The sequence below is a fragment of the Sphingomonas sp. GW821-FHT09E03 genome, from assembly GCF_059416225.1.
On record NZ_JBWKOS010000006.1, the window covers coordinates 1 to 13,534 of the forward strand.

Annotated in this window: 14 protein-coding genes; 8 read left to right on the forward strand and 6 right to left on the reverse strand. The window is 70.8% G+C overall.

Translation table 11 applies throughout. The annotated features are described in order from the left end of the window. The 4 genes from AC07M8_RS13625 to AC07M8_RS13640 form a co-directional block, all read right to left on the reverse strand. Positions 1–1,195 (reverse strand): AAA family ATPase (locus AC07M8_RS13625; protein WP_495174874.1); only part of this gene is annotated, 1,195 nt, incomplete at its 3' end. A 53-nt stretch (positions 1,196–1,248) separates the two neighbouring features. Continuing rightward, positions 1,249–1,977 (reverse strand): thioredoxin domain-containing protein, encoded by a 729-nt coding sequence (locus tag AC07M8_RS13630; protein ID WP_495174875.1) that lies wholly within the window; start codon positions 1,975–1,977, stop codon positions 1,249–1,251. Positions 1,978–2,000: 23 nt separating this feature from the next. After that, positions 2,001–2,678: a thioredoxin domain-containing protein gene (locus tag AC07M8_RS13635; protein WP_495174876.1), complete on the reverse strand. Its 678-nt coding sequence runs from the start codon at positions 2,676–2,678 to the stop codon at positions 2,001–2,003. Positions 2,679–2,681: 3 nt separating this feature from the next. Further along, entirely contained in the window at positions 2,682–3,206 is a 525-nt protein-coding gene (locus tag AC07M8_RS13640; RefSeq protein ID WP_267419102.1) for a DUF721 domain-containing protein, read from the reverse strand. A 14-nt stretch (positions 3,207–3,220) separates the two neighbouring features. Between AC07M8_RS13640 and AC07M8_RS13645 the strand changes: the two genes are divergently transcribed. The 3 genes from AC07M8_RS13645 to nudC are packed head-to-tail and all read left to right on the forward strand — an operon-like array spanning position 3,221 to position 6,548. Next, the gene (locus AC07M8_RS13645) at positions 3,221–4,315 is read left to right on the forward strand and encodes an A/G-specific adenine glycosylase (protein WP_495174877.1); all 1,095 of its coding nucleotides are present in this window, start codon (positions 3,221–3,223) and stop codon (positions 4,313–4,315) included. Next, on the forward strand, positions 4,312–5,691 hold the full coding sequence (locus AC07M8_RS13650) for a serine hydrolase domain-containing protein (protein WP_495174878.1): 1,380 nt from the start codon (positions 4,312–4,314) through the stop codon (positions 5,689–5,691). The genes AC07M8_RS13645 and AC07M8_RS13650 overlap by 4 nt, the downstream gene beginning before the upstream one ends. Then, the gene (nudC, locus tag AC07M8_RS13655) at positions 5,688–6,548 is read left to right on the forward strand and encodes an NAD(+) diphosphatase (protein WP_495174879.1); all 861 of its coding nucleotides are present in this window, start codon (positions 5,688–5,690) and stop codon (positions 6,546–6,548) included. Before AC07M8_RS13650 ends, nudC begins: the two co-directional genes overlap by 4 nt. A gap of 57 nt (positions 6,549–6,605) precedes the next feature. Here the strand turns inward: nudC and AC07M8_RS13660 are convergent, their stop codons facing one another. Continuing rightward, positions 6,606–7,496 carry a prephenate dehydratase gene (locus tag AC07M8_RS13660; RefSeq protein WP_495174880.1) on the reverse strand — a complete coding sequence of 297 codons (891 nt, stop codon included), beginning with the start codon at positions 7,494–7,496 and terminating at the stop codon, positions 6,606–6,608. A gap of 107 nt (positions 7,497–7,603) precedes the next feature. Between AC07M8_RS13660 and AC07M8_RS13665 the strand changes: the two genes are divergently transcribed. Further along, on the forward strand, positions 7,604–8,302 hold the full coding sequence (locus AC07M8_RS13665) for a c-type cytochrome (RefSeq protein ID WP_495174881.1): 699 nt from the start codon (positions 7,604–7,606) through the stop codon (positions 8,300–8,302). A 168-nt stretch (positions 8,303–8,470) separates the two neighbouring features. On the opposite strand, the gene AC07M8_RS13670 is transcribed toward AC07M8_RS13665, so the two are convergent. Next, positions 8,471–9,217 carry a ZIP family metal transporter gene (locus AC07M8_RS13670; RefSeq protein WP_495174882.1) on the reverse strand — a complete coding sequence of 249 codons (747 nt, stop codon included), beginning with the start codon at positions 9,215–9,217 and terminating at the stop codon, positions 8,471–8,473. Positions 9,218–9,522: 305 nt separating this feature from the next. Between AC07M8_RS13670 and AC07M8_RS13675 the strand changes: the two genes are divergently transcribed. The 4 genes from AC07M8_RS13675 to AC07M8_RS13690 are packed head-to-tail and all read left to right on the forward strand — an operon-like array spanning position 9,523 to position 13,529. Next, positions 9,523–10,023 carry a Csu type fimbrial protein gene (locus AC07M8_RS13675; RefSeq protein WP_495174883.1) on the forward strand — a complete coding sequence of 167 codons (501 nt, stop codon included), beginning with the start codon at positions 9,523–9,525 and terminating at the stop codon, positions 10,021–10,023. Positions 10,024–10,029: 6 nt separating this feature from the next. Further along, a complete protein-coding gene (locus tag AC07M8_RS13680) occupies positions 10,030–10,785 on the forward strand; it encodes a fimbrial biogenesis chaperone (RefSeq protein ID WP_495174884.1) in 756 nt (251 codons plus the stop codon). A 3-nt stretch (positions 10,786–10,788) separates the two neighbouring features. Continuing rightward, a complete protein-coding gene (locus tag AC07M8_RS13685) occupies positions 10,789–13,065 on the forward strand; it encodes a fimbria/pilus outer membrane usher protein (protein WP_495174885.1) in 2,277 nt (758 codons plus the stop codon). After that, positions 13,062–13,529 (forward strand): spore coat protein U domain-containing protein, encoded by a 468-nt coding sequence (locus AC07M8_RS13690; protein WP_495174886.1) that lies wholly within the window; start codon positions 13,062–13,064, stop codon positions 13,527–13,529. The genes AC07M8_RS13685 and AC07M8_RS13690 overlap by 4 nt, the downstream gene beginning before the upstream one ends. The last annotated feature ends 5 nt before the right edge of the window (positions 13,530–13,534 follow it).

Consider the following 13,534-nt stretch of genomic DNA (forward strand, 5'->3'; position numbering starts at 1 on the left):
GCGCGGCGGTGGCGACGCGCGCCTCGGCGGCCTCGCTCGCCTGGCGGCTCAGCGCCTGGGCGAGCGCGACCTCGGCATCGCGGGCGTGGCGTTCGGCCTCGGCGAGCGCGGCCTCCAGCCGTGGCGCCTGATCGGCGGCACCGCCGATTGCCGCATCGAGCGCCCTGATCTCGTCGGCGAGCCGGGCGAGCGCGTCGGCGGCGTCGGCGGCAAGCGTGCCCTCGCGGGCGCGATCCTCGGCGATCCGGCGGCGCTGGTCGGCCAGTTCGGTGACCCGTCGTGCGGCGGCGGCGCGCTCGGTGCGCAACGCGGCAAGGCGATGGCCGGTCTCGCTCGCCTGGTCGCGCGCGGCGAGTGCCGCCTGGCGCGCGGTGGCGACCGCGGCGGCGCCGACTTCCCGTGCGGCAGCGGCGTCGCGCTCGGCGGCGCTGGCGGCCGCCACCGCGGCGTCGCTCGCCTGCGCCTCCGCCTTGGCGGCGTCCGCGGCGGCAACGGCATCGCGCCAGCGCGCAAAGATCATCCGCGCTTCGGCCACCCTGATCTGCTCGGACAAGGCGCGGTAGCGTTCGGCCTGCCGCGCCTGGCGGCGCAGCGCGGCGGCGCGACTGTCCTGGTCGGCGATCACCTCGTCGAGCTTGGCGAGATTGGCCTCGGTGGCGCGCAATTTGGCCTCGGCATCGCGGCGGCGGACGTGGAGGCCGGCGATCCCAGCGGCTTCCTCGAGCATCGCGCGGCGATCGGCGGGCTTGGCGGCGATCACTGCGCCGATCCGGTTCTGGCTGACCAATGCCGGCGAATGCGCGCCGGTCGCGGCATCGGCGAACAGCAGCGACACGTCCTTGGCGCGGACGTCACGGCCGTCGATGCGATAGGCACTGCCGGCGCCGCGCTCGATCCGGCGCACCACCTCGCGCTCGTCGGGGCCATCGGGGCCGTCGATCTCGGCGAGGATCGAGACCTCGGCGAAGTCGCGCGGCGGGCGGGTGGCGGTGCCGGCGAAGATCACGTCGTCCATCCCGGCGCCGCGCAGCGACTTCGCGCTATTCTCGCCCATCGTCCAGCGCAGCGCTTCGAGCAGATTGGATTTGCCGCAGCCGTTCGGGCCGACGACGCCGGTCAGCCCGCGCTCGATGCGCAGGTCGGCGGCGTCGACGAAGCTCTTGAACCCGGCGATCCGCAGCCGCTTGATCTGCATGTCAGGCGCGCGTCCACGCCATGGCGAGCCGCCGGGTCAAGATCAGCCGCAGGTCAGGCGCCGGCGCCCTTCAGCGCCTGCTGCAGCTGGTCCCAGCTGATCGCATCGAGCTTCTTGCCGTTGAGGATGAAGGTCGGCGTACCGGTAACGGTGCCGTCGGCGCTCTTGTCCTGGGTCTGCTTGGTCCAGCGGTCGATCTGGGTCATGTCGCCGAGACAGGCGCGCGCCTTGGCCTCGGGAATGCCACGCTGCTTGGCGAAATCGACCAGCCCCATCTGCGTCGCCATCATCGCGATCGCATCCTGCGGCTTGGCGGCCTGCAGCTGCTGCTGGAGCGCCGGCGGCATCTTCTGGAGGCCGTCGTTGAAGCCCTGCTGGTTCTGATACATCTGCTCGAGGATCGGGAAGAAGGCGAGATCGTCGACGCAATTGCCGAGCAGCGCCGGCGGCAGGTCGGGCGCGCCATGGACCAGGAACTCGCGATATTCGAAGCTGACCTTGCCGCTCGCGACGAACGTGTTGAACAAGGTCTCATAGCCGTCACGCGCGACCTGGCCGCACATCGGACACAGCCGCGAGCCATATTCGACGAGCTTGATCGGCGCATCGGGGTTGCCGACGACATGGCCCTCGGCGGTCTTGCTGACCGTCTCGTTCCAGCTCTTGCCGGCAGGCGCGGCGGCGGCGGCGACCGGTGCGGCGGGGGTGCTCGAATTGCCCTCCTGCTTGTTGCAGGCGGCGAGCGCCAGCGGCAGCAGGACGAGCGTGGCGAGAAGCTTCATCGGTGAACTCCAGTTGGGACGCTTTACTTGGCGCCGCGGGCGCGAAGCGTGGTTTCCAGCTCGGCCCAGCGGACGTTGGGCTGCTGCACGTTGTTGAGATAGAAGGTGGGCGTGCCCTGCACCTCGATCGGGGCATCGCCGGTCATCTTGGTGATGCGGTCGACCTCGGCCTTGTTGGCGAAGCAGGCGTTGACCTGCGCCGGGCTGAGACCGCGCGCGCGCATCGCCGCGGTGAGGCCGGCGCCATCGGCGAGCGCGCGCGCCTGCTGCACCGTCGGCAGCCGCGCCACCTCCGGGTGCGCCTGCACATAGCTGTCGAGCACCGGCACCCATTTTTCCTGGGTCGCGAACACCGCCGCCGAGGCGCCGGCGAAGCCGCGGGTGCCGAAGCAGCGGGCGAGGATCGCGGCGCCGAGATCCATCGAATCGCGGATCAGGTGGCGATATTCGAGGCTGACCTTGCCGGACTTGATCATCTGGCCCTTCAGCACCGCCTCGCTCTCGCGCGAAAAGGCGCCGCAATGCGGGCAGGTGTAGCTGCCATATTCGACCAGCTTGAGCGGTGCTGCGGGATTGCCGAGCACGAAGGCGCCGGCGGGCGTCTCGCGCGTCACCGTCGTCCAGTCAGTGGGAGCGGCGGCGGTGAGCAGGCCGAGGCCGAGGATAGCGAGCGCGGCGCGCAAGGGGGCAGGGATACGCATGGATCAGCCTATCTTGGGGATACCGCGGGTGGCGGCGACGCCAGCGGCCAGTGATTCGAGCACGGCGCGCAGCTCGGGATCGACGATGCCCTTCAATCCCTCGCCGAGCTCGGGCGGCACCGCGGTCGGGTTGGTGCGCGGCGCCTTGGGGATGCGCTTGGCGACGTCGCCCTGGCGGATCTGCATCTTGGCGACCGCAGCATAGCCGAAGAAGCGGTTGACCCGCTCCATGATCTCGGGTGCGATATGCTGCATCATCGGCGCGTGCGCGCCGCGCACCACCAGCGTCAGCACGCCGCCGCTCTTCTGCCCCATCGGAAAGCGGATCGATTCGGGGCTGGAGGCATTGGCCCAGCGCTCGCCGACGATCTCCGGCCAGCGGCTGACGATCGAACTCTGCACGAATCCGAAGCGCTTGAACGCCGCCCCGCCGATCGCGGGCAGCAGTTCGGATACCGCCCGGGAGCGGTTCTGGCGTTGCGGTTCATCCTTCGGGGCGCGGGCGCGCTTGCTCATCGCGCCGCTCATGCCATAGCGCGCGGGTGGACGCCACATGGACTTCTCAGCCCGATCTGATCGCGCCGGCGCTGCTGGCCTGGTACGATAGTCACCGCCGCGAGCTGCCCTGGCGGGCGCGGCCCGGCGAGGTGCCGGACCCTTATCGGGTGTGGCTGTCGGAGGTGATGCTCCAGCAGACCACCGTCGCCACCGTGCGTCCGCGGTTCGAAGCCTGGGTGGCGCGCTGGCCGGATTTCGCCAGCCTGGCGAGCGCGCGCGACGAGGACGTGATGGCGGCCTGGGCGGGGCTTGGCTATTATGCCCGGGCGCGCAACCTGGTCGCGGCGGCCAAGGCAGTGGTCGCCGATCACGGCGGGGTGTTCCCGCCGACCGAGGCCGAGCTGCGCACGCTTCCCGGGCTTGGCGCCTATACCGCCGCGGCGGTCGCGGCGATCGCCTTCAGCCAGCGCGCGGTGGTGGTGGACGCCAATGTCGAGCGGGTGGTGGCGCGGTTGTTCGCGATCGCGACGCCGCTGCCGGGCGCGCGCACCGCAATCCGCGCCGCCGCCGATCTGGTCACGCCTGCAGCCCGCGCCGGTGATTTCGCCCAGGCGATGATGGACCTTGGCGCGACGATCTGCACCTCGCGCCGCCCGCGCTGCTTGCTCTGTCCGCTGCGCGACCACTGCCAGGGCTTTCGCGACGGCGATCCCGAGCGCTTACCGGTCAAGGCCGCCAAGCGCGCGCGGCCGCAGCGTTACGGCACCGTGTTCTGGCTCGAGCGCGACCGCGGGCGCGGCGGCAACGCCGGCCCCGAGGTGCTGCTGGTGCGCCGGCCGGACAAGGGCCTGCTCGGCGGGATGCGCGCGCTGCCGACCGGGCCGTGGGTCGAGCAGGCGCCGGGCCTCTCGCAAGCGCCGGTGGCGGCCGAGTGGCGGCTGCTCGACGAGGGCGTCGAGCATGGCTTCACCCATTTCGACATCGAGCTTGCGATAGCGGTAGCCACGGCCCCCGCCGATCGGGCAGACAGCGCCGGCGAACCGGCCGGGGAGTGGTGGCCGATCGCCGATCTGGCGGCGGCAGGCCTGCCGACGCTGTTTGCCAAGGCCATCCCGGCCGTGAGGAGGAGTGACCGATGAAGCTTGTCCATCGCAGCGCCGGCGTCGGCGTGCTTGCCCTGATCGCCACCGCCGCCTTCGGCCAGGCGCAGCGCCAGCCCCAGGTTCAATCTCAGCTTCAGTCCCCGGCCCAGCCCCAAGCCCAGCCGCAGCCGGGCGCAGCCGCGCCGTCGCGTACCGTGCTGCCGATCACTCAGGCGCTGTTCGAGGGCTATGTGCGCGACGGCAAGATGCCGGGGATCGTCGCCGCTTATGGCGTCGGCGAGCTGCCGACGCTGTTCCCGGCGGCCGGCGCGATCAGCGCCGATCCGGGCGCGGCGGCGGCGGGACCCGACACGCTGTGGCGGGTCTATTCGATGACCAAGCCGATCACCGCGATGGCGGCGATGATCCTGATCGAGGAGGGCAAGATCGGCCTCGACGATCCGCTCGCCAAATACATCCCGGCGTTCAAGACCATGCGGGTCGCGACCAGCCCCGATACCAGCCTCGATTCGGTGCCGGCGACCAAGCAGATCACCATTCGCAACCTGCTCACCCACACCGCGGGGTTGAGCTACAACATCAACGCCAAGGGGCCGCTGCTCAAGGAATATGAGCGGCTCGGCCTGCTGCCGGCGACGGTCAACGCCACGCTCGAGCAGCAGATGCGCCGCGTCCGCCCGGCGACACTCGAGGCGTTCGCCAACCAGGTCGCCAAGGCGCCGCTGATCGCCGAGCCGGGCACCGTGTGGCATTATTCGATCGGCCTCGACGTCATGGGGCGGGTGATCGAGGTGGCGAGCGGGATGCCGTTCGACCGTTTCGTCCAGACCCGCATCTTCGATCCGCTCAAGATGAGCTCGAGCTATTGGACGGTGCCGGCGTCGCAGGTCGGGCGGTTCGCGACCAACTATACCTTCGTGGGCGACACGATGAGCCCGCTCGATCCGGCGCGCTATTCGCCGTGGCTGCAGCCGCCGAGCTTCCCTTACGGCGGCGCCGGGCTGGTGATGTCGGCGCGCGATTACGATCGCTTCCTGCACATGCTCCAGGACGAGGGCACATTGGATGGCGTACGGATCATGAAGCCCGAAACGGTGCGTCTTGCGATGTCCAACCTCCTCCCTGCCGGCGTCACCTTCACCGGCGTCGCCACCACCACCGGCGGCACCCAGGCGACCGCGCCGATGGGCTATGGCGCGGGCGGCTCGGTATATCTCGCCGATGGTCCCGGCGGCATGCCGTCCAAGGGCACTTATGGCTGGGGTGGCGCGGCCGGGACGATCGCCTTCGTCGATCCCGCCAAGCATTTCCGCGGCACGATCATGGTCAATTACTTCCCATCGGACCGCTGGCCGGTGCGCAAGGAGGCAGTGACCGCGCTCGTGCAGGACATGGCACGGTTGCGGCGATGATCGGCTTCACCGGTAGCCCGCTCGATCGCGCCGATCGCCTGCGCCACGACCCGGCGGCGCTGGCCGCGGCGCGAGCCGATCCTGCGGCGCGGCTGCTGGTGATGCACGGCTATGATCCGTTGGTGACGGCGGACGGGTGTCTCGGCTGGGTGCCGCTCGACGAGGCGCCCGCCGGGGTCGAGCTGGCGCTGCTCGGGCTCGATGCCGATTGCCCGCGGTTCGCCGCCGTCACCGGCGAGCGGGCACCGCGGGGGCGCAGCCCGGCGCTGTTCGCGGCGCTCGACGACTTGCGGCCGGGCGAGGCGGCGATCTATGCCGCGGCCCGCTCGCTGCTCGATTGGCACGCCCGGCACCGCTTCTGCGCCAATTGCGGCATGGAAACGGCGATGTTCCGCGCCGGCTGGGGGCGGCAATGCGCCAATTGCGGCACCGAGCATTTTCCGCGGACCGATCCGGTAGTGATCATGATCGCCGAGCATGACGGGCGGGCCTTGCTGGGCCGTCAGGCCGCCTTCCCGCCGGGGCGCTATTCGGCGCTGGCGGGGTTCCTCGAGCCCGGCGAATCGATCGAGGAGGCGGTCGCCCGCGAGCTCGGCGAGGAGGCCGGGATCCGCGTGCGCGATGTTCGCTACGTCGCCAGCCAGCCCTGGCCTTTCCCCTCGTCGCTGATGATCGCCTGCGTCGCGCAGGCCGAGGATGACGCGATCACGCTCGACATCCATGAACTCGAGGACGCCAAATGGGTGTCACGCGCCGAGGTGAGGGCGGTACTCGCCGGCGAACCCGGCTCGTTCCTGCCGCCGCCGCCCTATGCGATCGCGCACTCGCTGCTGACGGTGTGGGCAGGGGAGGCCTAATCCTCTCGACCCTGCCGTCATCCCGGCTTTCGCCGGGATGACAGCGACGGGCAAAACTTACCCCCGCTTCCTCGCCTGCCGGTAGGTGCCCAGCACCCGCAGCCATTTGGCGTGGAACCCCAGTTCCTCCAGCGCCCGGTCAAGCCCGGCGTCGCCCGGCTTGCCCTCGACATCGGCGAAGAATTCCGTCGCCGCGAAGCTGCCGTTGCGCTGGTAGCTTTCGAGCTTGGTGATGTTGACGCCATTGGTCGCGAAGCCGCCCATCGCCTTGTACAGCGCGGCGGGGACGTTCTTCACCTCGAAGATCAGCGTGGTCATCCACGGGCCGTCGCCGCTCGCGGGCTTGCTGCCGCGCGCGAGCACCACGAAGCGGGTCATGTTATGGTCGGCATCGGCGATGTCGCTGGCGAGCAGCTCGAGCCCGTAGATCGCCGCGGCGCCCGGCGGGGCGAGCGCCGCCACCGCGGGGTCCCGCTGCGCCGCTACCAGCGCCGCGGCTCCCGCAGTGTCGGGGTAGGAGACCGGACGGATGTCATGCGCTTTGAGCCAATGGCGGCACTGGCCGAGCGCCTGGGGGTGGCTCATCGCCTCGCGCACGCCGTCGCGTGGGCCGACCCCCATCAGCGCATGCCTGATGCCGAGGAAATGCTCGCCGGTGATCACCAGCCCCGATTCGGGAAGCAGGAAGTGGATGTCGGCGACGCGGCCGTGGAGCGAATTTTCGATCGGGATGATCGCGCAATCGGCGCGGCCTTCCTGCACCGCCTCGATCGCGTCCTCGAACGAGAAGCAGGGCAGCGGCAGGCCATCGGGAAAGGCCTCCAGCGCCGCGACATGGCTGTTGGCGCCCGGTGCGCCCTGGAACGACACCGCGCGATCGGGCGCGGCGGCGGCGGCCGCGGTCATCGCGGCGACGATCGGGCGGGCGGGGGCGGCGTAGCTGTCCATCCCTCGGCCGTTACGGTCGGCATCGCTTGCCAGCAAGCGCGCGCTTGCGGCGCCTCGCCGGCTTTCCTATGAAACCGGCACAATAATAAGAGGGGACCGCTGGCCTTATGGACAACCGTACCAACACCATCGCCGGCTGGACCCTCGCAGCCTGTGGTGCGGCGCTGGGCTTGTCGATCGTCGGCGGCATGATCTTTCACGGCGAGCGGCCCGAGAAGATGGGCTATGCGATCGAGGGCGTCGAGGCCGAGGGTGGCGCCGGTGGCGAGGCCGCCGCGGTGCCGATCGCCTCGCTGCTCGGCACCGCCGATGCCGCCAAGGGCGCCGAGGTGTTCAAGAAATGCGCCGCCTGCCACACCGCCACGCAGGGCGGCCCCAACGGCATCGGCCCCAATCTCTATGCGACGCTCGGCGAGGGAATCGCCCAGGGCAAGGCGGGCTTCGCGTTCTCCGATGCGCTGAAGGGCGTCGGCGGCAGCTGGGACTTCGACAAGATGAACGCCTGGCTGACCAGCCCGCGCAAGTTCGCGCCCGGCACCAAGATGACCTTCGCCGGCCTGTCCAACCCGCAGGACCGCGCCAACGTCATCCTCTATCTCAACACCCAGGGCTCCAACCTGCCGCTCCCCGCCGCGCCCGCCGCCGGCGCTGCCGCCCCCGCGGTCAAGCCGGCGACCAACGCCGCCAAGGATTCGGTCACCAACGCCGCGGACACCAACAACCTGTCGAACACCGGCAGCCCGGCCTCGGGCGCGCCCTCGATCGATCCCGAAGCGGCGCGGCGCGGCGCCAAGGCGGGAAAATAAGGCGGTCCTTCGGCGGGCTGTCGCCGACCTCGAATCCGTCCATCTAATTCCGTCATCCTGAACTCGTTTGAGGATTCATGGCCCACGGTCGCAACGCGCCGAAGCGGTCGGCCATGGATGCTGAAACAAGTTCAGCATGACGATGAGAGATGCAGACCGGGTGCCCCCTCAATGCGCCAGGTGCGTCACGACCAGCATCAGCATCACCCCTGCCACCACGCACAGGGTGGTCCGCAACCGCTGGTCGCGCGCCAGGCTGCGCGGGACCAGCTCGCAGGCGCCGATGTAGAGGAACACGCCGGCAAAACAGGCGAGCAGCGGCGCCAGCACCCAGCCCGGCAGCTGCACGGCGAGGCCGAGCGCAACGCCCGCGAGCGGCGCCAGTGCGTTGGCGATCAGCCAGCGCAATGCGGTCTTCTGCTGGCTCGCCGCCATCGCCAGGCTGACGCTGTTGACCCCGTCGGCGACGTCATGGGTGAGCACCGCCAGCGCCACCACCCAGCCGACTTCCGGCGCGATCTGGAAGGCGAGGCCCATGCCGATCCCGTCGAGCAGGCTGTGCAGCGTCAGGCTGGCGGGGCCGAGATGCGCCTGCCAGTGCGCGGTCCGCTTGGCGCCGGCGAGCAACCGCGCCAGCAACAGATAGGCCGAGAAGCCGAGCGCCGCGCCGGTCAGCAGCGTCCGCGCGCTGTACATCCCCGCGCCGAACGACAGCGCCTCGGGCAGCAGGTCGAAAAAGGCGACGCCGAGCACGATGCCGGCGGTTGCGGCCAGCAATGGCGCGATCCGGTCCGCCAGCCGCAGGGCAAGCAGCCCGCCGAGCGCGGTCGCCGCGCTCGCCGCCAGCCCGAACAGCAGCGGTATCGCCACGGCCGTGCCCGGCAGGATCGTGGTGGCCTGTGCCGCCGGATGCATCGCGTCTCGTCCCGTCTCTCGTTCCGGCCGCGTCCTTACCGCCGATCCCGGACGGTACAACATATCCCTGGCAGAAAGATACATTATATCTTCCGGGGGCGGACCAGATCCTTGGCTCGGCAAAAAACCGAGGGCACAACCATGCCGCGCCGACGATTCCCGCGTCGCCGACCAAAAATCCTATAGTTTCACCGTGATCTTACGAGCCATGCCCCCACGATCCCGCAACGACCTGCCGATAGTCGCACGAATGGCGCCGTCAGCTTGGGGGGGTGCCGATGTTTAGCTGACAATCGGAGTAGACCATGACCGTTAAGAACATGTGGCCCGCGCTCACCGCGGTGCTGGTCGCCGGCGCGCTGCCGGCCCAGGCGCAGACCGTGACCGCGCCCAAGACCATGACGATCAACGCCGAGGTCACCGGCACCTGCTCGCTCGACAGCACGCCCGACATCGATCTCGGCCAGCTGACGATGAATTCGGGCAACACCGGGCAAGGCGCGGTCAACGTCACCTGCACCAATGGCCTGCCCTATGACATCCTCGCGACGCTCGGCGCCAACTCGAGCGGCGCCTATGCACAGCTGAAGGGCGACACCACCGGCACGCTGCTGCGCTACAATCTGTACAGGGATGCTACCCACCAGACGGTTTGGCCGCAGGCCGCGGTGTCCGGCACGCCCACCCAGGAGGGCGCAGGCAGTGCGCAATCGATCCCCGTCTACCTCCAGATCGTCGATGCCGATCTCAAGGCGGCCAAGGTCGACACCTATCAGGACGCGGTCGACTTCACCGTTTCCTACTGAGCCACGATGACCATCGCCTCCAGGCTGGGGTGGGCGGTCATCGCGGTGCTGGGGTTCGGGGCGGCCTGTCCGCCCCGCGCCCTGGCCCAGGCGATCGTCGTCGCGCCCGTCACCCTGCGTCTTGCCGCCGGTCGCCGCGCGACGCTGCTGCGGATCACCAACAGCGGTGCCGCGCCCACCCGGGTGCAGCTGCGTGCGTTCGGCTGGAGCCAGGGAATTAGCGGCGACGACCGGCTGGTGCCCGCCGACGATGTCGTGATCGGCCCGCCGTTCGCGACGCTGGCGCCCGGCGCCACCCAGGTGGTGCGGCTGTTGTTGCGCGCGCAGGACGCGGCCGCGGCGCCGGCGCGCGAGCGTGCCTATCGCCTGATGATCTATCGCCTGCCCGATCCCGCTGCGGTCACCGCCGGCAAGCGCGCGATCCAGCTGCGGCTCAACCTGTCGCTGCCGGTATTCGTCGACTCCGCCGCGTCCGCCGCGGCGCCGCCGCCCGCGTGGCGGATCGAGGGCGCCCCCGGCCATCGCGAGCTGGTGGTCGTCAACCGCGGCTCCCGCCACCTCCGCGTCGATGCGCTGGCGCTGGCGCCAGCCGGCGGCGCACCGGTGGCGCTGGCAGGCAATGGCAGCCGCTACGTGCTTGCCGGGGCCGAACGGCGCTGGCCGCTGCCGACCGGGCTGGCGCCTGGCGCGGCGCCCGTCACCCTCACCGTCAAGGATGGCGATGCCACCACGACGGTCGTGGTCGCGGCGTCCGCCTCCTGATCCGTGCCGTTCGACGTGCCGCCGGCGATCGTCGTGCCCCGCATGGCCGCCGCTGACGCCATGGCGGAGCCAGCCGCGCCGCCGCCGCCGATGGTGGCCGCGATCGTGCTCAACGGCCGCGACACCGGCGAGATCGTCGAGTTAATCGAGCGCGACGGCGGGCTGTTCGCCCAGGCCGACGATCTGCGCCGCATCGGCCTGATCCTGCCGGCAGGTGCGGCGGGGCCGGTCCGGCTCGATCGCCTGGCGCATGTTCGCGTCAGCCTCGATCGCGCCACCGGCATCGCCTCGATCGAGGCGGATGCCGGCGCGGTCCCCGCTAGCAGGCTCGGCGCGGGCGCAGCGCCCGCGGTGCTGGCGGGCGCGAGCGCCGGGACCGCGCTGGTGCTCGACTATGATCTCGATGTCGAAGGCGAGGGCACAGCCACGCCCACCATTCAGGGCGCGGTCGACGCGCGCCTGTCCCGGGGGCCGTGGGTGGCGGAGACGACGATGACCGCGCGGCTCACCAACGATCCCGAATATCGCCGGCTGGAGACCAGCGTCACCTATTCGGATCCGGTCAGCCTGCGCCGCTACCGCGTCGGCGACGTCATCTCCGGCGGGCTCGATTGGACCCGGCCGGTGCGCATGGGCGGTGTCCAGCTCCAGTCGGATTTCTCGCTGCGGCCCGATCTGGTCACCTACCCGGTGCCGCACGCCAGCGGCACCGCCGCGGTGCCGACCACCGTTAGCGTGCTGGTCGACGGCGTCGAGCGCCTGTCGCAGCAGACCCCGCAAGGCCCGTTCGAGATCCCGCGGCTGCCGGTGATGAGCGGCGCCAATCAGGTGTCGGTGGTCACTCAGGACAGCCTCGGCCGTCAGGTGGTGCAGCAACTCGCTTTCTACGCCAGCCCGTCGCTGCTCGCTGAGGGGCTGAGTTCGCTGAGTGCCGAGGCAGGGCTGATCCGGCGCAATTTCGGCTCGGCGCGCGATCGCTACGGCATGCCGGCTGCCTCCGCGACGCTGCGCCGCGGCCTCGCCGACTGGTTCACCAGCGAGGTCCATGGCGAGTTCGCCGAGCGGCTGGCCAACGCCGGGATCGGCGGCGCGTTCACGCTGGGCAGCTGGGCCACCGCCGCGGTCGCCGCGGCGGGCAGTGTCGGCGGCGGCAGCGCCGGAGCACTGGTGTCGGCGGGGATCGAGCGGGTCACCCGCGGGATCAGCCTCGGCGTCTCGGTGCAGCGCGCCAGCGACGGTTATCGCGATCTCGCCGCGATCAACGGCGAGCCGACCCCGGCGAGCCTGGTTCGCGCGCGGATCGGCGGCCGGCTCGGTGGCTGGGGCTCGTTCGGGGCGAGCTATGCCGCGGTCGGCAGCGCCACCCACCTCGTCTCGCTGAGCTGGTCGGGATCGCTCGGCGCGGCGCTGCGCGCCTTCGCCACCGGCTATCACGATCTCGCCGGCCGCGCCGGCACCGGCGCCACCCTGTCGATGTCGCTGCGCTTCGGCGGCCGCACCACCGCGACCGCCTCCGGCATCCTGTCCGATGGTCGCGCAGGGGGCACGCTCCAGGTCGCTCGCTCGCTCGATGGCGTCGACACGCTCGGCTGGCGTGCGGCGCTGACCCAGGACGGCGCCGCGACCCGGGGCTTTGGCGAGGTCCGCTACCGCTCGGGTATCGGCGAGTTCGGCGCGGGGATCGACCAGGGCTACGGCACCACCCGGCTCCGCGCGACCGCGACGGGTGCGCTGGTGATCGCGCAGGGCGGGGTGTTCGCCGCCAACACCATCGACGACAGTTTTGCCGTGATCGACGCCGATCAGCCCGGGGTCGACGTGTTCCTCGAGAACCGCCTGGTCGGCACCACCGATAGTGAGGGCCGCCTGCTCGCGCCGATGCTGCGTGCCTATCAGGCCAACCGGCTCAGCATCGATGCCGCCGGGCTCGGCCTCGGCATGAGCGTCGATACCGTCGCGCAAACCGTGGTGCCGCCGGCCCGCGCCGGGGTGGTGGTGCGCTTCCCGATCCGCGTCGTCCATGCCGCGACCATGATCCTGGTCGATGCCAACGGCGCGACGCTGCCGGTGGGTAGCACGGTGGCGGTGCGCGGCACCGATCTCGCGACCAGCGTCGGCTATGGCGGCGAGGTCTATCTCGAGGGGCTCGCCGCGCTCAACCTGCTTGACGTCACCGTCGCCGACACCGGCCGCCACTGTACCGCGCGCGCCGATTATCCGGTCGGCCAGCCCGATCTGCCACGGCTCGGAGCGCTCGTCTGCGAGGAGACACCGCCATGATCCGCCGCCTGCTCGCCCTCGTGCCGCTGTTGCTGCTGCTCGCCGCGGCACCGCCGCCCGGCGCCGACTGCAGCGCCGACGTCTCGCCGTTGCAATTCGGCCAGTTCCGCAGCGTCGGCGGCGGCAGTACCGATATTACCGCGAGGATCGTCATCACCTGCACGGCGACGCTCGCCGCGACGATTGCCTATGACATCCGCATCGCGCCGGCGCCCGGTGGCGCAGGCCGGGTGATGCACGGCGCCGTCGGCGATCTGCGCTACGATCTTTATACCTCGCCCACCTATCGCCAGCCGTGGGGAGACGGCACCGGCGGCACCAGCGTGGTCGGCGGCAGCATGACGCTCGCCGCGGGCGAGCGACACAGCGCCAGCTACACCGTCTATGGCCGGATCCTCGTCGATCGCCGGGTCCGCGCCGGAAGCTATGCCGATGCGCCAACGGTGTATCTGGTGGTGCAGTGAGCCAA

Bases quoted from the DNA above. Each gene is read 5' to 3' on its own strand.
- AC07M8_RS13650 (WP_495174878.1), top strand. From the start codon at position 4,312: ATGAAGCTTGTCCATCGCAGCGCCGGCGTCGGCGTGCTTGCCCTGATC.
- AC07M8_RS13630 (WP_495174875.1), bottom strand. From the start codon at position 1,977: ATGAAGCTTCTCGCCACGCTCGTCCTGCTGCCGCTGGCGCTCGCCGCC.
- AC07M8_RS13635 (WP_495174876.1), bottom strand. From the start codon at position 2,678: ATGCGTATCCCTGCCCCCTTGCGCGCCGCGCTCGCTATCCTCGGCCTC.
- AC07M8_RS13675 (WP_495174883.1), top strand. From the start codon at position 9,523: ATGACCGTTAAGAACATGTGGCCCGCGCTCACCGCGGTGCTGGTCGCC.
- nudC (WP_495174879.1), top strand. From the start codon at position 5,688: ATGATCGGCTTCACCGGTAGCCCGCTCGATCGCGCCGATCGCCTGCGC.
- AC07M8_RS13670 (WP_495174882.1), bottom strand. From the start codon at position 9,217: ATGCATCCGGCGGCACAGGCCACCACGATCCTGCCGGGCACGGCCGTG.
- AC07M8_RS13640 (WP_267419102.1), bottom strand. From the start codon at position 3,206: ATGAGCGGCGCGATGAGCAAGCGCGCCCGCGCCCCGAAGGATGAACCG.
- AC07M8_RS13665 (WP_495174881.1), top strand. From the start codon at position 7,604: ATGGACAACCGTACCAACACCATCGCCGGCTGGACCCTCGCAGCCTGT.
- AC07M8_RS13680 (WP_495174884.1), top strand. From the start codon at position 10,030: ATGACCATCGCCTCCAGGCTGGGGTGGGCGGTCATCGCGGTGCTGGGG.
- AC07M8_RS13690 (WP_495174886.1), top strand. From the start codon at position 13,062: ATGATCCGCCGCCTGCTCGCCCTCGTGCCGCTGTTGCTGCTGCTCGCC.
- AC07M8_RS13660 (WP_495174880.1), bottom strand. From the start codon at position 7,496: ATGGACAGCTACGCCGCCCCCGCCCGCCCGATCGTCGCCGCGATGACC.